The organism is Brevundimonas sp. Leaf363, from assembly GCF_001424025.1.
Classification (GTDB): Bacteria; Pseudomonadota; Alphaproteobacteria; order Caulobacterales; family Caulobacteraceae; genus Brevundimonas.
Genome location: NZ_LMPZ01000003.1, coordinates 145,807 through 164,531 on the forward strand (window position 1 = coordinate 145,807; position 18,725 = coordinate 164,531).

Below are 18,725 nucleotides of genomic sequence, written 5' to 3' on the forward strand. Positions count from 1 at the left end.
CCGCCCTCTGTCAAGCAGGTGACGCCGCGGGCCCATTCACAGGTAGAACGACTTTCAGCCCGCCGAGACGTTCGCCGCCGACTGCTTCTCGCGCAGTGTGACCAGTTCCTCCGCCATGGTCGGATGGACGGCGCAGGTCGCGTCCCACTGCGCCTTGGTCAGGCCCGCCTTCACCGCGATGGCGGCCAGCTGGATCATCTCCGGACCTTCCGGCCCAACGATGTGCACGCCGACGACCCGCTGCGTTTCCGCATCCACCACCAACTTCATCAGCACGCGCTCATCCGAGCCGGTGAAGGCGTATTTCATCGGACGGAAGCGCGTCACATAGACGTCGACGCCCTTGTTGCAGGTCCGCCGCGCCTCGGATTCGCTCAGCCCGACCACGCCGACCGGCGGCTGGCTGAAGACGGCGGTCGCCACCGATTCGTAGTCGAAGCTCTGCGGATTGTCGCGATAGACGGTCTGGTGGAACGCCACCGCCTCGCGGATGGCGACGGGCGTCAGGTTCATCCGGTCGGTCACGTCGCCGATGGCCCAGATATTGGCCGCCGTCGTCTTCGAATGCGGATCGACCTGGATCGCGCCCTCGTCGTTCAGCTCGACCCCTGCCGTCTCCAGCCCCAGATCCTTGACGTGCGGGATGCGGCCGGTGGCGAACATGACCACGTCGGTCTCGATCGTCATGCCGTTTTCCAGATGGTTGACCAGACCTGTCTCGGTCTTCTCGATGGAGGCGTGCTGGCAGCCCAGGATCACCTTGATCCCGCGCTTCTCGATCTCGCCGGCCAGGTGCGCGCGCACGTCGTCGTCGAAGCCGCGCAGGATGTTGGGCCCGCGATAGATCAGGGTCGTCTCGACGCCCAGGCCGGCGAAGATGCCGGCGAACTCCACCGCGATATAGCCGCCGCCCGCGATCAGGATGCGCTTGGGCAGTTCCGGCAGATGGAAGGCCTCTTCCGACGAAATGGCGTGCTCGATGCCCGGCAGGGTCTCCGGCATCCAGGGCCGGCCGCCGGTGGCGATCAGGATTTTCTCGGCGGTGATGGTCCGATCCTTGCCGACGATCTCGACCGTGTGCGCATCCTTCAGCACCGCGCGGCCGTGCACCAGATCGACCCCTGCCTTGCCCAGATTGGCGGCGTAGATGCCCGACAGCCGGGCAATCTCGACGTCCTTGGCCTGGATGAATTTCGGCCAGTCAAAGCTGGCCTCGACCGTCCAGCCATAGCCTTCGGCCGTCTCGAACTGGTGGGCGAAGTCGCTGGCCATGACCATGAACTTCTTGGGCACGCAGCCCCGGATCACGCAGGTCCCGCCGACGCGGAACTCTTCGGCGATGGCTACCTTCTTGCCGTCCAGCGCCGTCAACCGTGCCGCCCGCACCCCGCCGGAACCCGCGCCAATGACGAAGAGGTCGTAGTCGTAGGCCATGCTTAGTCCGCTCATTGTCTGCTTTCGTCATCCCCCGACTTGATCGGGGGACAAAGCGGCCTGCGAGAGCAGGAACCTGTCGAGGATGCTGCGGCCGAAAGATCGCCTTCGGCGCCGCCTTGTCCCCCGGTCTCCGCTTCGCTCCGCCGGAGGATGACGAAAGAATGGGTCTTCGTTCTAGGGATGTAGAACGTCGACGCCGGAATCCAAGCCGATGATCGCCTCATCGGCCAAGTCCAGGAACAAGCCGTGCTCGACCACGCCGGTGATCAGCTTCAGATCGTCGGCCAGGCGGACCGGATCGTGGATGGCGCCGCACTTGGTGTCGTAGATCAGGTTGCCGCCGTCGGTGCGGACCAGGCCGCGGTCCGCCTGACGCACCCGCGCCGGCATCTGGATGTCGTGGTCCAGAAGGACGTCGGCGATGCGGTTGCCGGTCGTCTTGTAGCCGAAGGCCACCACCTCGATCGGCAGGGGGAAGGCGCCCAGCACCGGCACCACCTTGGCCGCGTCGGCGATGACGATGCAGCGCGCCGAGGCCTCCCACACCAGCTTCTCGCGCAGCAGGGCCGCGCCGCCGCCCTTGATCAGGGCCAGCCCCGGCCCGACCTCGTCGGCGCCGTCGACGGTCAGGTCGATGCGCGGCGTGTCCTCCAGCGTCGACAGCGTCAGCCCCAGCTCGCGCGCCAGGTCAGCCGTCTTATCCGACGTCGGCACACAGCGCAGGCCGCTCAAGCCCCGAGCCGCCAGCGCTTTGACGAACCAGGCCGCCGTCGAACCCGTGCCCAGGCCCACGACCATCCCGGCCTCGACCCGCTGGGCCGCCGCCTCGCCGGCGAGGCGCTTCTGATCGTCCGCGCTCACTTGCCTGCCGCCATCTTCCTGGCCCGCATCATCTCGATGAACTCCTGCGCCCAGCCGGGCTTGGTGACCTGTTTGGCCCGCGCGATGGCCAGCGCGCCGTCCGGCACGTCCTCGGTGATCACGGCGCCCGATCCGGTCATGGCGTTCGCGCCCACCCTGACGGGCGCGACCAGGGCGGTGTTGGAGCCGATCAGCGCCCCCTCCCCCACCTCGGTGCGGTATTTGAAGAAGCCGTCGTAGTTGCAGAAGATCGTGCCCGCGCCGATGTTCGCGCGCGGGCCGACCGAGCCGTCGCCCAGATAGGTCAGGTGGTTGGCCTTGGACCCCGGCCCCATCTCGACGTTCTTCACCTCGACGAAGTTGCCGACGTGCACGTGCGCGCCCAGCACCGCACCGGGACGCAGCCGGGCATAGGGTCCGACCTGGGCGTCCGCACCGACTGTCGCGCCTTCGATATGGCTGAAGGCGCGGATGCGCGCGCCGGACGCCAGCGTGACGCCGGGGCCGAAGACCACATAGGGCTCGACCGTCACGCCGCCTTCAATCTCGGTGTCCCAGCTGAAGTGGACGGTGTCGGGCGCCGGCATGTGGACCCCCCGCGCCATCGCCGCGTCGCGCTGGATCGACTGGAACAGGGCCTCGGCCTGCGCCAGTTCGCCCTGGGCGTTCACGCCCATCACCGCGTCCTCGTTGGCCATCACCGCCCGCGTCGCCGCTCCGCGCGCACGCGCCAGCTCGACCACGTCGGTCAGATAGTATTCGCCCTTGGAGTTCTCGTTCCTGACCTCGGCGAGCAGCGAGAACATCAGCGACGCCGAGGCCGCCATGACGCCGGAGTTGCAGGTGGTGACCGTCAGCTGGTCCGGCGTGGCTTCCTTGTGCTCGACGATCGCCTCCAGCCCGCCGTCGGCGTCCAGCAGCAGGCGGCCATATCCTGTCGGATCGCGCGCCTCGAACCCGACCACCGTCACGCCCTCGCCGCCGAAGGCCACGGCGATGTCGGACGCCTTGAGCAACGGCGTGTCGCCGTAGGTGACGATCACCTCGCCCTCGAAGCCCGCCAGCGCCGCCTCGGCCGCCCGCACCGCATGGGCCGTCCCCAGCGGCGGGTCCTGCACGGCCACGGCGCCTTCGCCCAGCCGCGCCACGACGTGCGCCCGCACCGACGGCGAATGATCGCCCACCACCACCACGATCCGCTCGCAGCCCAGGGCCTCGGCGGCGTCGATGGCGTGATCCAGCATCGCCCGCCCACCCACGGGGTGCAGCACCTTGGGCAGGGAGGACTTCATCCGGGTGCCCTGCCCGGCGGCGAGAATGATGGCGGCGCGTGCGGTCATGGGAACGCCTTAGCGCGGCTTGTGACTCGGTAAAATCGCTTGAACGCTCTTTCCTCCCCATCGCAGATGGGGAGGGGGACCACGAAGTGGTGGAGGGGCCGTGCCAGACGCCGTCACTCAAAGTCGGGCAAGCAGCCTGCGCAAGCGGATGACGCCGCCTGAGGCAAGGCTGTGGACGTGCCTTAAGGGCCGGGCGGTTGGCGGTCTGAAGTTCCGCCGCCAGCATCCTGTCGGTAGCTATATCCTCGACTTCTACTGCGCCGAGGTGAAGCTGGCCGTTGAGATAGACGGGTCAGGTCACCAGCATCCCGATCAGGCCACCATGATGATTACCGAGACGCATGGCTGACGGCACAGGGCATTTATGTGCTGCGCTTCCCCGCGCTTCGGATTCGAGATGATCTGGAAGGCGTGATCGCGGTGATCAGGGACGAAGCTCTTCAGCGTCGCGCTTGAGGCGCCCCTCCACCGCAAGCGGTCCCCCTCCCCACTTCATGGGGAGGAAAACGGCATCTCCTCCCCATCCTTGATGGGGAGGTGGCGCGCGAAGCGTGACGGAGGGGCGCCTCACGCGCTACGTCCAGCCCATGCATCGCCCCTCCCTCTCCGGCTGGACCGTCCTGTTCGATCTGGATGGCACCCTGGTCGAATCCGCGCCTGATATCGTCGCCACCCTGAACCGGATGCTTGCCGCGCGGGGCATGGCGCCCCTGCCCTATGCGGAGGCGCGCAAGCTGATCGGCGGCGGGGTGCGGCCGCTGTTGCAGCAGGGCTTCGCCCAGGCCGGCGCGGCCTGGGACGATGACGCCTTCGACGCCCTGTTCGACGAGTTCATCGCCGACTATCTGCCGCACATCGCCGATGAGACCCTGCCCTATCCGCATGTGGTCGAGACGCTGGACCGGTTGACGGCGCGTGGCGCCCTGCTGGCCGTGGCCACCAACAAGCGCACCGACCTGACTCTGGCGATGATGTCGGCTCTGGATCTCAGGCGGCATTTCGCGGCCATCGTCGGCCCCGACCTGGTGTCGGCCAAGAAGCCGGACGCCGCCCATCTGATCGAGACGACCCGCATGGCCGGCGGCGATCCGGGGCGCGCGATCATGGTCGGCGACAGCAAGTACGACGTCGGCGCCGCCCGCAACGCCGGTATGCCCTGCGTCGTCGCCACCTTCGGCTACACCGATATCCCGGCCAAGGACTTGGGCGGCGACGCCCTGATCGACAGCTATGAGCAGCTGGAAGACGCAATCGACAAACTGGTCGGCTAACAGAAAATCTGACCGTCATCCGCGCCCGCTTCGGTTGCCGTTTCCCGCCGAAGAGACCAGTTAGGCGGCTCGACGTTCCGGGACCGACCGATGTTTCGCGCCTTCTTCGCCATCCCCCTGTGGCAACGCACCGCCGCCGGCTTCGCGCTAGGCATCCTGGCCGGCCTGCTGCTGGGCCCGGCTGCCGAGACCTGGCTTCAACCCATTGGGGACGTCTATCTGAACCTGATCCGCATGGTGGTGGCGCCCCTGGTGCTGTTCACCATCGCCAGCTCCATCGCCAAACTGGGCGAAGGAGTCGGCGCCGTGCGCCTGGGCGTGCGCACCATCGTCTGGTTCGCCGTCACCTCGGCGCTGGCGGTGCTGGTCGGCATCGCCTTCGGCCACCTGATCAATCCCGGACTTGGCCTCGCCAACCTGCCGCTGGGCGAGGTCAAGGAACGCGTCATCCCCACGCCGCTGGACGTGCTGATCGGCGTGGTCCCGACCAACCCGTTCGCGGCGCTGAGCGAGGGCAAGGTGCTGCAGATCATCTTCTTTTCGGCCCTGGTCGGCATGGCGCTGGTGGCGCTGGGCGAGCGGGCGCAGGGCGTGCGGCGGCTGGTGGACGAAGGCGCCGCCATCATCTTCCGCATCACCCGCTGGGTTATCCAGCTGACCCCCTTCGGCGTCTTCGGCCTGATCGGCTCGGTGGTCGGCGGCTACGGCTGGGAGGCGCTCTTGCCGCTGGGCAAGTTCATCTTCGCCATCTACGCCGCCTGCCTGTTCCACATCCTGATCGTCTATTCCGGCCTGCTGAAGCTGCACGGCCTGAAGGTGACCAGCTTCTTCCGCGGCGCCTTCGCGGCCCAGCAAACGGCCTTCGCCACCTCCTCCTCGCTGGGCACCCTGCCCATCACCCTGCGCCAGACGGTCGAACGGCTGGGCGTGCCCCAGGCCTACGCCGCCTTCGCCGTGCCCCTGGGCGCCAACGTCAAGATGGACGGCTGCGGCGCCATCTATCCGGCCATCGCCTCGATCTTCATCGCCCAGTATTTCAGCATCGACCTGACCCTGACCCAATACATCCTGATCGGCCTGACCGCCGTGCTGGGCTCGCTGGGCACGGCGGGGGTGCCGGGGACCAGCGTCGTCATGCTGACCCTGACCCTGTCGACGGCCGGCCTGCCGCTGGAAGGCATCGGCTACATCGTCGCCATCGACCGGATCATCGACATGATGCGCACCGCCACCAACGTCACCGGCCAGATGCTGGTCCCGGTGCTGGTGGCCCGCGAAGAAGGCATTCTGGACGAGGACATCTATGACGGCCGTGTCGCCTGGCTGCCCGGCGACCCCGACGCCGCGAACACCGAGGTCGGCCCGGCGGGCATCTGAGGCGCCGCTGCGGCTTGCGCCGACGAGCGAGCCAAGCTATGTCCGCGCCTCCCCGAACCGGGGCGGGCCTCGCGGCCACGGCCGGCGGATGCTTAGCTCAGCGGGAGAGCACCTCGTTCACACCGAGGGGGTCGCAGGTTCAATCCCTGCAGCATCCACCATCGCCTTCCTTCCACCCTTCCGTCAGCCCGCTGCGATCAGAGCCGCGGCGCGCGTCGCATCCAGGCCCCAGCCGAGGTCGCGCGACAGGCGGAAGACGCTACTTGAGCCGATGACGGCGTCGGCCGCCGTTCGAACAGCCGGATGATCGCGATCCAGTGCAGTCAGCCCCATCACGCGCGACAACTCGCCCAGATAGCCCTCGGGCGAGGCAGATAGCCGCGCATCCGCCGGGGCCAGCCCACCGATCAGGCCTGCCGCCTGACCGAACCGACTTCCGGTGCTGATGATCTGGCCGCAGCGCGCCAGAGCCAACATCTCGACCATCGCGGCCTGGACGGACGGGAGGTCCGTCAGAAAGGGGGCCAGTGATCGGGCGCGGTCGCTGAACAGCGCTGCCGCATCGGGGTCTTCGCTGCACACCAGCAACTCTGCCCCGGTCCCGGCCTGTCGCGTCGCCTCCGCTGCATAGGCGTCGGCCGGTGCGCAGCGGGCGAAGAAGTGTTCGATCCACTCGGCCAGCTCGGGCGGCGCGCTGCCTGTCTGTTGCAGCTCGGCGCCGAGCCCGGCCAGCCGGCCCACGATGTCGCCGCGTCGGAAATGCACGCCGACCATGCTGGACAGATCCACCTCTGCCGCGATCTGCTTCACGCGGCGGCGCACCACCCGATTGGGCGTCAACTCGGCGAGCAGCGCACAGGCCTCGCGCCCGGCGTCATCCGGCCGCTCGCCCTCCAGGAGCAGCGGATCACAGACGGTGTAATAGGCGTGATCTTCGGCGCCGAAGACATCCTGCGCCGGCCAACCCCGCAGGCCGTTGCGCTTCCAGTCCGGCCGCTTGTCGATCCGCGTCAGGCCCCGGACGGGCTTGGGGTCGCCGTCGACGAAGACGACGCCCGCATCCCGACGGTAGATGTCGAAAAGGTCGAACAGCCGCCCCGCCTGATACCCACGCCCGAAATGCTCGACGTCGCCTCCGGGCGTGCCGGACCAGTAGACGATGGTCTGAGCCCCGAGACGCCGGGCCACGCGCCACGTCCACGCCAGATTCAGGATTCGCGAACCCAGTCCGTCGGTCCGATAGGCGACCAGATAGGGCCGCCTCGCGCCGGTTGCTGGGCCGGCGGCAGCGTCGGCGCGCGGCACGGTCATGCGGTGATCCTAGAACCCGTTCGCGATGTCCATCACCCCGCCGTCGCTTATGGTCAAGGTTGCTACCGCAGTCCCGCCGTCTTCAAGCGATCGAGCAGTGCATCAATGAGGTCCAGACGCGCCACGCCGGGAACCGGCTCCACCGCCACGCCGTCGTTATGGAACACCAGCGCCTGTTCCTCGCCCGCGCCGAAAGCCGGCCAGGTCGGCTGCTGATCAACGGCGGGAACGCCTGTCCTCGCGAAGGTCGCCCAATAGTCGCTGGTCACTTGGGCGACCGCCTCGTCCCGCGCGGTGGTCGGCCAGGGCGAGGTCTTCAGGGTGTCGAAGACGTACTGCCGCTCCTGCGCATGCCAGGCGCCGCGGTGCGGCTGAGGCATGGCGTCGGGCCAGGCGTCGAAGCTGTAGAGCCAGGTCGGATTGCCCGCCGCCGCGTGGGCCCGCGCCAGCCAGCGGGCCGGGCCGTTGAACATGACGTCGCTGATGAACCGGCCTTGGAAATCGTCCTCGTCGTCATAGGCCGCGACCAGCGCCGCGCGTTCAGCCGGCGCCAGGGCCTGCGCCATCGGATTGGTGTCGGCGCGCGCCCAGGGAAACTCGTTGCTGTTGGTCCCGACAATCAGCGGCACGGGCGCCTGCAGGCCCCGCGCGAAGCCATCCTCGATCGAGGTCGGCACGACCCGGCCGTCCGCGATCACCAGATCCCCGCCGCCGAAATTGGGCGCGGGCTCCAGCAACGCCTCACCGGGAATGGCGCGCAGGGCTTCGGCCGAGCCGTCGGCCGGTACGCCCTTCAGCGCGGCGAAGGCGGCGCCCCTTTCGGCCAGCGGCGGGCCTGACGGCGTCGCGACGTCCAGACGGCTGGTCGGGCCCTGCGGCACGCCGGACTGGATGATCGCCTTGGTGAACAGTCCGCGAGCATCCGGCGCCAGCATCAACTGGCTGATCGCCACCCCGCCGGCGGACTCGCCGAAGATCGTCACGTCGCCCGCGTCGCCGCCGAACCGGTCGATGTTGGCGTGCACCCATTTCATGGCGGCGATCATGTCCATGACGCCGTAGTTTCCGGCTGGCTCATCCGCCGGACGATCGGCCGCCAGAGCCGGATGGTCGAAGAAGCCGAGGCGGCCGAGGCGATAGTTGATCGTCACCACCACCACGCCGCGACGGGCCAGGCTTGACCCGTCGTACAGGTCCGCTGTCCCTGATCCGTTCACATAGCCGCCGCCGTGCACCCAGAACATCACCGGCAGGGGTTCGCGGGCTCCCGACGGCGCCCAGACGTTCAGCGTCAGACAGTCCTCGCTCATCGGTCCAGGCCCGACGGCGTTGTCGCCGTTCGCCGGCGGCTGGATGCAGATGGCCCCGACATGGTCGGCCGCGCGCGTCTCGGTCCACGGCTGGACCGGCTGGGGCGGGCGCCAGCGCAGCGGCCCGACCGGCGGGGCCGCGTAAGGGATGCCCTTGAAGGCGGCGACGCCCCCGTCCTGCACGCCCTGCACCGCGCCCTGCTGGGTCGGCACTGTCGGCCGGTCGTCGGCGGGAATGATGGAAAGGGCCAAGGCGGTCACGACGGCGAGAATGCTCATCTGGACACCTTAGCCAACCTGCGGCGTGGCGCCAGTCGTGTCCGCTGGCGAACCAAACGCCGTGTTGAGCGTTCGCATGCCGTTGGGCGGGGATAGTGCTTGCGAGAACTGTTGAAATCAGGGGGCTTCGCGGCCGAGCTGGCGACCGCGTTCGATGCGTCTCCGAACCCCTACGTCCTTGTGACGCCCGACTTGCGCATTGCGGGAATGAACCAGGCTTACCTGGACATCACCCACACGCGTCGCGACGCCATCATGGGCCAGCCCCTGTTCGGCGCCTTCACCGCCGGACCCAGTGACACCGCGCCCGAGAATGTCCGCCAGGTCCGCGATTCGCTCGAACGGGCCCGCGATACGCGACAGCGCGACCACCTGGCGCTGGTTCGCTTCGCCATCGAGGTCGAAACGCCCGACGGGCCGGTGTTCGAAGAGCGATACTGGAGCGCTACGCACACCCCGATTATCGACGCCAACGGCGAGGTCATCTTCGTCCTGCAGCACACGACGGACATTACGGAGCTGGAGCACCTGCGACGCAATGCGGCGCGCGAGACGTCGGACGTCAGTGAACTGGACGCCATCCTCTCCGGGGCCATCATCCAGCGCGCCGATCAGGTCCAGGCCGACAACCGGCGGCTGGAGGGCGAGCGTAATCGCCTGGTCGACCTGTTCATGCAGACCCCCGGCTTCGCAGCGGTGCTCAGCGGGCCCGATCACGTCTTCCAGATGGCCAACCAGTCCTATCTGCGCCTGATCGGCCGCTCGGACATCATCGGCAAGACCATTCGCGACGCCATGCCGGACATCGCAGGGCAAGGCTTCTACGAACTGCTCGATTCGGTGCTCGAGACGGGGGAGCCCTACGAGGGCCGCAGCCAGCGGCTGGAACTGCAGCGCACGGCCGACGGGCCAATGGAAACCACCTACCTGAACTTCATCTACCAGCCGATCCGCAACGACGCCGGCCAGGTCGCGGGCATTTTCGTCCAGGGCAACAACGTCACCGACGCGGTCATGGCCGCCGAGCGCCAGAAGCTGATGATCGACGAGCTGAACCATCGGGTGAAGAACACCCTGGCCACCGTCCAGTCGATCGCCATGCAGACCGCGCGCTCGCACGACGATCCTCAGACCTTCGCCCGCAGCTTCCAGGCGCGGCTGATGTCGCTGTCCCATACCCACAACCTACTGACCAACAGTCACTGGGAAGGCGCCGATCTGCATGAGGTGCTGGACCACGAAACCGCCGCGCATGGCGGTGGCCGCATCTCGTTGAACGGCCCGGTCGTCGGCCTGTCGCCGGCTGTCGCCTTGTCCCTCGGGATGATTTTCCACGAACTGGCGACGAATGCGGCGAAGTACGGCGCGCTGTCGTCGGGCGACGGCCGCGTCTTCGTGGACTGGTCCGTATCGGACCAGAGAGATCGCAAGCTGCACATCAGCTGGCGCGAGACCGGCGGACCGCCGATCGAGACCCCGCCGTCGCGTCGCGGATTCGGCAGTCGGCTGATTGAAAGGAATGTGCGCCACGATCTGGCGGGAACGATCACTCTGGACTACGAGCGTGATGGGCTGACGGCGGAAATCATCGTTTCACTGGATCGGGAAGCCGAAAGGGCGAGTTCATGAGCAGCACATCGCTTGAAGGGCGCCGCATTCTGGTCGTCGAGGACGAGAGCCTCGTCGCCATGCTCCTGGAGACCATCCTGGAAGACATGGGGTGCACGCCCGTCGGCCCCATCTCAAACATCGATGAGGCCCTGAGCACCCTGGCGGGCGGGGTCGAGATCGACGCCGCCCTGCTGGACGTCAACGTCGCCGGCCAGCAGGTGTTTCCGGTGGCCGCCGCGTTGAAGGCGCGGGGCGTGCCGTTCGTCTTCTCCACCGGCTACGGAGAAGGCGGGCTGCCCGACGAGTGGCGTGGCCAGACGACGATCCAGAAGCCCTTCACCGAGGCGACGATCCAGGACGCGCTGGCGAAAATCCTCTCGGCCTAACCCGCCAGCGTCCAGATCAGCAGTCCCGCTTGCGCCACGAGCGCAAGCGCCATCAGGCAAATCAAGGCGTAGGACGTCACTCGGCGTTGTCGCTTGAATCGAGGCATGGCCGAAGCCTACGCCAACCGACCAGAATTGCTACGTCAGGTTGTATTGCCGGCGAGGTAGCGGCGGCTCAGGAGCGGCGCGCCGAGCCAATAGCAAAGCTCTGCCGGCCGCCCGATGTCCCATACCGCCAGGTCCGCGCGCATCCCGGCGGCCACCACGCCCCGGTCGGTCAGCCCCAGAGCCTTGGCGGCGATCCGCGTCGCCCCCGCCAGCGCCTCCTCCGGCGTCAGCCGAAACTGCACGCAGGCCAGATTCAGCGCAGCCGTCATCGACGCGACCGGCGACGTGCCCGGATTGCAGTCCGTCGCGACCGCCATCGCCACGCCATGCTTGCGCAGCAGGTCGACGGGGGGCGGCGTGGTCTCGTGCAGCATCAGATAAGCGCCGGGCAGCAGCACAGCGACGACGCCGGCCTTCGCCATCGCCGCGATGCCGACCTCGGACGCATGCTCGACATGGTCGGCCGACAGCGCTCCATAATGCGCCGCCAGCTCTGCTCCGCCGCCGTCCGACAGTTGGTCGGCGTGCAGCTTGACCGGCAGCCCCAACGCCCCGGCCTTCTCAAACAGCCGCACAACCTCCTCGCCCGAGAAGGCGATGGGCTCGCAATAGGCGTCGACCGCATCGACCAGCCCTTCGGCATGCGCAACCGGCAGGATGTCGTCGATGGCCAGATCGACATAGGCGGCGCGATCGGCCTTATGCTCCGGCGGTACGGCGTGCAGACCCAAATAACTGGTCCGCACCTCGACGCCCGCCTCACGGCCGATGCGGCGAGCGACGCGCAGCATCTTCAACTCGCTGTCGCGATCCAGGCCATAGCCGGACTTGATCTCCACCGTCGTGACGCCCGTCGCCGTCAGCCCCGCCAGCCGCCGTGTCGCCGAGGCGTAGAGCGCCTCCTCCGACGCCGCCCGCGTCGCCGCGACCGAGGAGACGATGCCGCCGCCCGCCCGCGCGATCTCCTCATAGGTCGCGCCGCCCAGACGCTGTTCGAACTCCCCCGATCGGTCGCCGCCGAAGACCAGATGGGTGTGGCAGTCGATCAGCCCCGGCGTGATCCAGCGCCCGTCCAGCCGGTCCACCGCCGCCCCTTCGACGGCCGGCGCCTCCGCGCGCGGACCGACCCATACGATCCGGCCATCAGCGATCACGACAGCGGCGTCCTCGACGGCGCCATAGGCCGCGCCGCCCTCTGCCATCGTCGCCACGTGGCAGTCGACCAGAATCCGGTCCGCCTTCATGCCCGCTCTCCGCGTCCGGCCGTGAACCGCGCCACCATGTCATAGCGGTCGCCGGGGAAGGTCTGGCGCACGCGCGTCACGCCCTGCCCGTCCCGCCAGGTCCGCCGCTCGACGACAAGGCAGGCCGTGCCCGGCTTGATCGACAGGCCCCGCGCGGTAGACGCATCGGCGCCGACGGCCGAGATGCGGTTCTCCGCCTCGGTCCAAGGCTCTGCGTCCAGCAGCCAGCGCCCCGGCGAGGTCTTTGAAAAATCGACCGCCGCCGCATTCGGCGCCGCGTCCAGCGAGATCAGTCGATGCTCCAGCGCCAGCGGCTCTCCGTCCCCAAGATGCAGGCAGGCCAGGTCGATCAACCGGCCGCGGCCCGCCAGCGCCGCCTCGTCCGGCGTTCGCGCCTCTCGCTCGACGCGATCCAGCAGGCGATAGCCATAGACCTGCCCCCGGCGCTCGACTTCGGCCTGCAGATCCGGAATGGCCAGCACCGCCGCATGGGCCTTGGGCTGGGCGACGAAGGTGCCGGCCCGCCGGCGCCGCACCACCAGCCCGCGCCCCGCCAGTTCCGAGATCGCCTTGGACACCGTCATCCGCGAACAGCCGTAGCGTTCGGTCAGCTCATGTTCGAACGGAATCCGCTCGCCGGGCGCCAGTTCGCCCGACAGGATGGCGTCCTCCAGATCGCCGTAGATGCGGCTGTGCAGGGTCATCCAAGCACCGTGGCCAACGCCCGGCGATAGCGCGCCTCGATCGCCGGCCGGTCGATGTGCCGCCCATCCCGAACCACCTGCTTCCCCGCCCGCCACACCGACGCCACCGACCCTGTCGGGGCTCCGAAGATCCAGCTGTCTAGGACCGCATCGCCCGACCGCCCGGCGAACACAGACCCGCGCGTATCCAGCGCCACGATGTCCGCCGGCGCCCCGACCGCGATGGCCGCCTCGACACCGCCCGCCTGCGCCCCGCCGGCCAGCGCTCGGTCGAACAGCGCCCGGCCCGTCGAACGCCCGCCGTCCGCGATCACCGCCCGCCCGCGCAGCGCCAGCCGTTGGCTGTACTCCAGCATCCGCAGCTCCTCGGCCAGACCGATCTGGACGTTGGAATCGGTGCCGATCCCGATCCGACCGCCGGCCTTGGCGTAGGCAGCCGCCGGGAAGACGCCGTCGCCCAGATTGGCCTCGGTGATGGGACACAGGCCCACCACCGCCTGCCGCTCCACAACGCCGCGCCATTCCGCCTCGGTCGCATGGGTCGAGTGGATCAGCGTCCAGCGCGCATCGACCGATGCATTCGCCAGCAGCCACTCGACCGGCCGCGCGCCCGACCAGGCCAGGCAGTCGTCGACCTCCTTGGTCTGTTCGGCGACGTGGATGTGGATCGGCCCGTCCGTCAGCCCCGGCATGGCGGCCAGCGCCTCGGGCGTTACGGCGCGCAGGCTGTGCGGCGCCACGCCCACCACGGCGTCAGCCAGCGGCGCGGTCACGTCCCGGCACCGCCCGACCAGCTCGGCGAACCCGTCCAGATCGTTGATGAAGCGCCGCTGGCCATGGCTGGGCGCCGCACCGCCGAACCCCGACTGGGCGTAGAAGACCGGCAGCAGCGTCAGGGCGATCCCGGTCTGCTCGGCCGCCGCTGCGATCCGCCCGGCGATCTCGCCACGGTCGCCGTAGGCCGCGCCCGCCGTGTCGTTGTGCAGATAGTGGAACTCCGCCACCCGGGTGAACCCGCCCTCCAGCATCTCGGCGAACGCCAGCGCCGTGATCGCCTCGATCTCATCCGGCCCGCCCCGGTCCAGGAACCGGTACATCAGCTCCCGCCACGTCCAGAAGTCGTCGTCGGTCGGCCCGCGCGCCTCGGTCAGGCCCGCCATCGCCCGCTGAAACGCGTGGCTGTGCACATTGGCGACGCCCGGCAGGGCGACCGATCCGGCCGCTTCTCCCATCTTCGCCGCGCCCGCCTCGACCCCGACAATCCGCCCGCCGGCCACGTCGATCCGTACATCCTGCGCCCAGCCCTCGGGCAACAGGGCGGTCTCGAACCACAGGCTCTGTTGGGTGGTCTGCACTGGACAGGTTCCGGCCGTTGCGATCATTATGTCTAGACATACCACGACGGATCGATTTGGCGAGGGAGGCTGGACGTGGCGCATGACTGGCTGACTATCCACGAGGGAGCTGCACCCTTGGTCATCGGCCTGCCGCACACCGGCACGGACATCCCGGCGGCCATCGAGGCGCGGATGACTTCGCCCTGGCTGGCCCGCAAGGACGCCGACTGGTGGGTGGACCGTCTCTACGACTTCGCCGCCGACATGGGCGCGACCTTGGTCCGCACCGCCATCAGTCGCAGCGTCATCGACGTGAACCGCGACCCGTCGGGCGCCTCGCTCTATCCCGGCATGACGACCACGGGCCTTTGCCCCACCGAGACGTTCGACGGCGAACCGCTCTATCTGCCGGGCCAGACGCCGGACGAGGCCGAGATCGCCGAGCGCCGCGCCACCTGGTTCGACCCCTACCACGCCGCCCTGCAGACCCAGATCGACCGCCTGCGCGCGACCGGCCCCGTCGTCCTGTATGACGCCCACTCGATCCGCTCGATCGTGCCGCGCCTGTTCGCGGGAGAGCTGCCGCAGTTCAACATCGGCGACAACGGCGGAACGACCTGCTCGCCCGACCTGTCCCGCGCCGTCGAGGCCGCCTGCGCCGTCAGCGGCCAGACCCTGGTCCTGAACGGTCGCTTCAAGGGCGGCTGGACCACGCGCCATTACGGGCAGCCGCACCCGCCTCAAGCAGCCGACCGCCGCGCGGGTGGCGATAGGCAAACGAAACATGCCGTCCACGCGATCCAGATGGAGCTGGCCGACCGCGGCTACATGCTCGATCCAGCCGGCCCGGTGTCCGAGGCCAACTGGCCCAGCCCCTACGATCCCGAACGCGCCGAGCCCATGCGCGGCCACCTGCGCCGCGTCCTCGGCGCCTGCATCGCCTTCGCCGAGAGCCAACGATGACCCAGAACGCCCGTATCGTCCGCGCGCCGCGCGGCCCGGAGAAGACCGCGAAGACCTGGGCCGCAGAGGCGGCGATGCGCATGCTGATGAACAACCTCGACCCCGAGGTGGCCGAGCGGCCGCAGGACCTCGTGGTCTACGGCGGCATCGGCAAGGCGGCGCGCGACTGGGCCAGCTTCGACCGCATCGTCGAGACGTTGCAGAGCCTGGGCGAGGAAGAGACCCTGTTGGTCCAGTCGGGCAAGCCTGTCGGCGTCTTCCGCACCCATGCCGACGCCCCGCGGGTGCTGATCGCCAACTCCAACCTGGTGCCTAAATGGGCGACCTGGGACCACTTCAACGAGCTCGATAAGAAGGGCCTGGCCATGTACGGCCAGATGACCGCCGGCTCGTGGATCTACATCGGCACCCAAGGCATCGTTCAGGGCACCTACGAGACTTTCATGGAGGCCGGCCGCCAGCATTACGGCGGCGACTGGTCGGGCAGGTGGATCTTGACCGCGGGCCTCGGCGGCATGGGCGGCGCCCAGACCCTGGCCGCGACCATGGCGGGCGCCTCCTGCCTAGCCGTCGAATGCCAGCGCAGCCGGATCGAGATGCGGCTGAAAACCGGCTACCTCGACGTGATGGCTCAAACGATCGATGAGGCTCTGGCGCTGATCGACGACGCCAACGCTGGTGGAAAACCCATATCCGTCGGTCTGTTGGGCAATGCAGCGGATGTTCTGCCTGAATTGGTGAAGCGCGGCGTTCGGCCCGATCTGGTCACTGACCAGACCAGCGCCCACGACCTGATCAACGGCTATCTTCCCAAGGGCTGGACGGTCGCGGAATGGGAAGACAAGCGCGTCTCCGACCCGCAGGCTGTGGCGACGGCGGCGCGTCAATCAATCATTGACCACGTTCAGGCCATGCTCGATTTCCAGGCGGCCGGCATCCCCGTCGTCGATTACGGCAACAACATCCGGCAGGTCGCCTTTGACGTGGGTGTGACGAAGGCCTTCGACTTCCCCGGCTTCGTCCCCGCCTACATCCGCCCCCTGTTCTGCAGGGGCATCGGTCCCTTCCGCTGGGCTGCCCTGACCGGCGATCCGGAGGACATCCGCAAGACCGACGCGGCCATGAAGCGGCTGTTCCCCGACAACGCCGGCCTCCACCGCTGGCTGGACATGGCGGGCGAACGGATCGCCTTCCAGGGCCTGCCCGCGCGCATCTGCTGGATCGGCCTGGGCGACCGCCACCGCGCCGGCCTGATGTTCAACGAGATGGTGGCGTCCGGCGAACTCAGCGGCCCCATCGTCATCGGCCGCGACCATCTCGACAGCGGTTCCGTCGCCAGCCCCAACCGCGAGACCGAGGCCATGCAGGACGGCTCGGACGCCGTCAGCGACTGGCCACTACTGAACGCCCTGCTGAACACAGCGTCCGGCGGCTCCTGGGTGTCGCTGCACCACGGCGGCGGGGTGGGCATGGGCTACTCCCAGCACTCCGGCGTCGTCATCGTCGCCGACGGCACGCCCGAGGCCGCGAAGCGCCTCGACCGCGTCCTCTGGAACGACCCCGCCACCGGCGTCATGCGCCACGCCGACGCCGGCTACGACATCGCCAAGGCCGCGGCCCGCGAGCACGGCCTTAACCTGCCGAGCCTGACATGACCGCCATCCGGATCGGCGCCGCGCCGCTGACGCTCGCCCAACTTCGCCTCGCCCGCCTCGGTCCCGTCGCCGTCACCCTGACCGACGCCGCCTGGGCCGATGTCGAGCGCGGGTCCGCCGCCATCGAGGCCATCGTCGCCGAGGGGCGCACCGTCTACGGCGTCAACACCGGCTTCGGCCTGCTGGCCAACACCTCGATCGCGTCCGGCCATCTGGAGACGCTGCAGAAGAACCTGGTGCTCAGCCACGCCTGCGGCGTCGGCGCGCCGCTGGATGCGGGCGTCACCCGCCTGCTGATGCTCCTGAAAATCGCCAGCCTGTCCAAGGGTGCGTCCGGCATCCGTCGCGAGACACTGGAGGCTCTGCTCAAGCTCATCAACGCCGACGTCCTGCCCGTCATCCCGTCCAAGGGCTCGGTCGGCGCCTCGGGCGACCTGGCCCCGCTGGCTCACATGTCCTGCGTCCTCATCGGCGTGGGCGAAGCCGTTCGCGACGGCCAGACTTTGCCCGCCGAGGCGGCCCTGGCCCGCGTCGGTCTCAAGCCCCTCACGCTCGGCCCCAAGGAGGGTCTGGCTCTGCTGAACGGCACCCAGTGCTCGACGGCGCTAGCGCTGGCCGGCCTGTTCGCGGCCGAGGACGTCTTCGCCGCCGCCGTCGCGGCGGGCGGCCTGTCGGTCGATGCGCTGAAGGGGTCGGACACCCCGTTCGACGCCCGCATCCACGCCCTGCGCGGCCAGCCCGGCCAGATCGCCGTCGCCGCCCGCCTGCGTGACCTGATGGCCGGCTCCGCCATCCGCGCCTCGCACCTCGAGCACGACTCGAAGGTGCAGGACCCCTACTCCCTGCGCTGCCAGCCCCAGGTCATGGGCGCCATCATCGACCAGCTGGGCATGGCCGCCGCCACCCTGGCGCGCGAAGCGAACGCCGTGACCGACAATCCGCTGGTCTTCTTCGAGGATGGCGAGGTGATTTCCGGCGGCAATTTCCACGCCGAACCCGTCGCCTTTGCGGCCGATCAGATCGCCATGGCCCTGTGCGAGATCGGCAACATTTCCGAGCGCCGCACCGCCATCCTGGTCGATCCCAAGATGAGCGAACTGCCCGCCTTCCTGGTGCGCGAGAGCGGCCTGAACTCAGGCTTCATGATCGCACAGGTGACGGCCGCCGCCCTGGTCGCCGAGAACCGCATGGTCGCCCATCCGTGCAGCGTCGACACCGTGCCGACCAGCGCCAATCAGGAAGACCACGTCTCCATGGCCACCCACGGCGCGCGGCGTCTGCTGGACATGGCCGAGAACGCCGCGGCTGTGGTCGGCATCGAACTGCTGGCCGCCGCCCAGGGGATGGAGTTCCACCGCCCGTTGACCAGCTCGCCCGAGCTGGAGGCCGTGGTCGCGATCGTCCGCGAGGCCGCCGCGCCCTACACCAGCGACCACTACTTCGCGCCGGACATCAAGCGTGCTGCGGATACGGTGCGCGCGGGGCGCTATCGCGTGTTCGCCGGCGAACTGCTGCCGTCGGAGAAGTGACT

General features: G+C 68.8%; 17 protein-coding genes and 1 tRNA gene. 10 read left to right on the plus strand and 8 right to left on the minus strand.

Annotated features, from left to right (window positions below):
* Positions 1-54 precede the first annotated feature (54 nt).
* The 3 genes from gor to glmU form a co-directional block, all read right to left on the minus strand.
* Positions 55-1,449 carry a glutathione-disulfide reductase gene (gene gor / locus ASG17_RS11605; RefSeq protein ID WP_369796702.1) on the minus strand — a complete coding sequence of 465 codons (1,395 nt, stop codon included), beginning with the start codon at positions 1,447-1,449 and terminating at the stop codon, positions 55-57.
* A 162-nt stretch (positions 1,450-1,611) separates the two neighbouring features.
* Positions 1,612-2,298, minus strand: coding sequence for a ribose-5-phosphate isomerase RpiA (rpiA, locus tag ASG17_RS11610; protein ID WP_056103814.1), 687 nt, complete (start codon positions 2,296-2,298; stop codon positions 1,612-1,614).
* On the minus strand, positions 2,295-3,638 hold the full coding sequence (gene glmU, locus ASG17_RS11615; protein ID WP_056103817.1) for a bifunctional UDP-N-acetylglucosamine diphosphorylase/glucosamine-1-phosphate N-acetyltransferase GlmU: 1,344 nt from the start codon (positions 3,636-3,638) through the stop codon (positions 2,295-2,297). The genes rpiA and glmU overlap by 4 nt, the downstream gene beginning before the upstream one ends.
* 100 nt (positions 3,639-3,738) lie before the next feature.
* Here glmU and ASG17_RS15960 point away from each other — a divergent pair, with 100 nt between their 5' ends.
* The 5 genes from ASG17_RS15960 (at position 3,739) to ASG17_RS11635 (ending at position 6,447) form a co-directional block, all read left to right on the plus strand.
* Complete coding sequence (locus tag ASG17_RS15960) at positions 3,739-3,987, plus strand: endonuclease domain-containing protein (protein WP_255354028.1); 249 nt, start codon at positions 3,739-3,741, stop codon at positions 3,985-3,987.
* 17 nt (positions 3,988-4,004) lie between these two features.
* The gene (locus ASG17_RS15965) at positions 4,005-4,094 is read left to right on the plus strand and encodes a hypothetical protein (protein WP_255354029.1); all 90 of its coding nucleotides are present in this window, start codon (positions 4,005-4,007) and stop codon (positions 4,092-4,094) included.
* A 131-nt stretch (positions 4,095-4,225) separates the two neighbouring features.
* Positions 4,226-4,909: an HAD hydrolase-like protein gene (locus ASG17_RS11625; RefSeq protein WP_056103819.1), complete on the plus strand. Its 684-nt coding sequence runs from the start codon at positions 4,226-4,228 to the stop codon at positions 4,907-4,909.
* 90 nt (positions 4,910-4,999) lie between these two features.
* Positions 5,000-6,286 (plus strand): dicarboxylate/amino acid:cation symporter, encoded by a 1,287-nt coding sequence (locus tag ASG17_RS11630; protein ID WP_056103822.1) that lies wholly within the window; start codon positions 5,000-5,002, stop codon positions 6,284-6,286.
* 86 nt (positions 6,287-6,372) lie between these two features.
* Positions 6,373-6,447 (plus strand) — tRNA-Val (locus ASG17_RS11635).
* A gap of 22 nt (positions 6,448-6,469) precedes the next feature.
* On the opposite strand, the gene ASG17_RS11640 is transcribed toward ASG17_RS11635, so the two are convergent.
* A complete protein-coding gene (locus tag ASG17_RS11640; protein ID WP_056103825.1) occupies positions 6,470-7,597 on the minus strand; it encodes a hypothetical protein in 1,128 nt (375 codons plus the stop codon).
* Between the two features lie 62 nt (positions 7,598-7,659).
* The gene (locus ASG17_RS11645; protein ID WP_056103827.1) at positions 7,660-9,186 is read right to left on the minus strand and encodes a carboxylesterase/lipase family protein; all 1,527 of its coding nucleotides are present in this window, start codon (positions 9,184-9,186) and stop codon (positions 7,660-7,662) included.
* A 99-nt stretch (positions 9,187-9,285) separates the two neighbouring features.
* Here ASG17_RS11645 and ASG17_RS11650 point away from each other — a divergent pair, with 99 nt between their 5' ends.
* Together ASG17_RS11650 and ASG17_RS11655 are read left to right on the plus strand one after the other, a co-directional pair.
* A complete protein-coding gene (locus ASG17_RS11650; protein ID WP_056103829.1) occupies positions 9,286-10,815 on the plus strand; it encodes a sensor histidine kinase in 1,530 nt (509 codons plus the stop codon).
* On the plus strand, positions 10,812-11,183 hold the full coding sequence (locus ASG17_RS11655; RefSeq protein WP_056103832.1) for a response regulator: 372 nt from the start codon (positions 10,812-10,814) through the stop codon (positions 11,181-11,183). The genes ASG17_RS11650 and ASG17_RS11655 overlap by 4 nt, the downstream gene beginning before the upstream one ends.
* Before the next feature lie 143 nt (positions 11,184-11,326).
* Here ASG17_RS11655 and hutI read toward each other — a convergent pair whose 3' ends face one another.
* Genes hutI through ASG17_RS11670 form a run of 3 tightly spaced genes read right to left on the minus strand, consistent with a single transcriptional unit; the run spans position 11,327 to position 14,594 of the window.
* On the minus strand, positions 11,327-12,535 hold the full coding sequence (hutI, locus tag ASG17_RS11660) for an imidazolonepropionase (RefSeq protein WP_056103835.1): 1,209 nt from the start codon (positions 12,533-12,535) through the stop codon (positions 11,327-11,329).
* Positions 12,532-13,239: a histidine utilization repressor gene (hutC, locus tag ASG17_RS11665; protein WP_056103837.1), complete on the minus strand. Its 708-nt coding sequence runs from the start codon at positions 13,237-13,239 to the stop codon at positions 12,532-12,534. Before hutC ends, hutI begins: the two co-directional genes overlap by 4 nt.
* Positions 13,236-14,594 carry a formimidoylglutamate deiminase gene (locus tag ASG17_RS11670; RefSeq protein ID WP_235560435.1) on the minus strand — a complete coding sequence of 453 codons (1,359 nt, stop codon included), beginning with the start codon at positions 14,592-14,594 and terminating at the stop codon, positions 13,236-13,238. Before ASG17_RS11670 ends, hutC begins: the two co-directional genes overlap by 4 nt.
* A 75-nt stretch (positions 14,595-14,669) precedes the next feature.
* On the opposite strand from ASG17_RS11670, the gene hutG reads away from it, so the two are divergent.
* From hutG to hutH, 3 genes are read left to right on the plus strand one after another with little or no spacing between them, the layout of a single operon-like run.
* On the plus strand, positions 14,670-15,539 hold the full coding sequence (gene hutG, locus ASG17_RS11675) for an N-formylglutamate deformylase (RefSeq protein ID WP_056103842.1): 870 nt from the start codon (positions 14,670-14,672) through the stop codon (positions 15,537-15,539).
* Complete coding sequence (gene hutU / locus ASG17_RS11680) at positions 15,536-17,194, plus strand: urocanate hydratase (RefSeq protein ID WP_056103845.1); 1,659 nt, start codon at positions 15,536-15,538, stop codon at positions 17,192-17,194. Before hutG ends, hutU begins: the two co-directional genes overlap by 4 nt.
* Positions 17,191-18,723 carry a histidine ammonia-lyase gene (hutH, locus tag ASG17_RS11685; protein ID WP_056103848.1) on the plus strand — a complete coding sequence of 511 codons (1,533 nt, stop codon included), beginning with the start codon at positions 17,191-17,193 and terminating at the stop codon, positions 18,721-18,723. The genes hutU and hutH overlap by 4 nt, the downstream gene beginning before the upstream one ends.
* Positions 18,724-18,725: the final 2 nt, after the last annotated feature.

What these genes read in the sequence shown, in the direction of transcription:
- gor (WP_369796702.1), bottom strand. Translation starts at nt 1,449, where the DNA reads ATGAGCGGACTAAGCATGGCCTACGACTACGACCTCTTCGTCATTGGC.
- glmU (WP_056103817.1), bottom strand. Translation starts at nt 3,638, where the DNA reads ATGACCGCACGCGCCGCCATCATTCTCGCCGCCGGGCAGGGCACCCGG.
- ASG17_RS11625 (WP_056103819.1), top strand. Translation starts at nt 4,226, where the DNA reads ATGCATCGCCCCTCCCTCTCCGGCTGGACCGTCCTGTTCGATCTGGAT.
- ASG17_RS11630 (WP_056103822.1), top strand. Translation starts at nt 5,000, where the DNA reads ATGTTTCGCGCCTTCTTCGCCATCCCCCTGTGGCAACGCACCGCCGCC.
- ASG17_RS11640 (WP_056103825.1), bottom strand. Translation starts at nt 7,597, where the DNA reads ATGACCGTGCCGCGCGCCGACGCTGCCGCCGGCCCAGCAACCGGCGCG.
- ASG17_RS11645 (WP_056103827.1), bottom strand. Translation starts at nt 9,186, where the DNA reads ATGAGCATTCTCGCCGTCGTGACCGCCTTGGCCCTTTCCATCATTCCC.
- ASG17_RS11655 (WP_056103832.1), top strand. Translation starts at nt 10,812, where the DNA reads ATGAGCAGCACATCGCTTGAAGGGCGCCGCATTCTGGTCGTCGAGGAC.
- hutI (WP_056103835.1), bottom strand. Translation starts at nt 12,535, where the DNA reads ATGAAGGCGGACCGGATTCTGGTCGACTGCCACGTGGCGACGATGGCA.
- hutC (WP_056103837.1), bottom strand. Translation starts at nt 13,239, where the DNA reads ATGACCCTGCACAGCCGCATCTACGGCGATCTGGAGGACGCCATCCTG.
- hutU (WP_056103845.1), top strand. Translation starts at nt 15,536, where the DNA reads ATGACCCAGAACGCCCGTATCGTCCGCGCGCCGCGCGGCCCGGAGAAG.
- hutH (WP_056103848.1), top strand. Translation starts at nt 17,191, where the DNA reads ATGACCGCCATCCGGATCGGCGCCGCGCCGCTGACGCTCGCCCAACTT.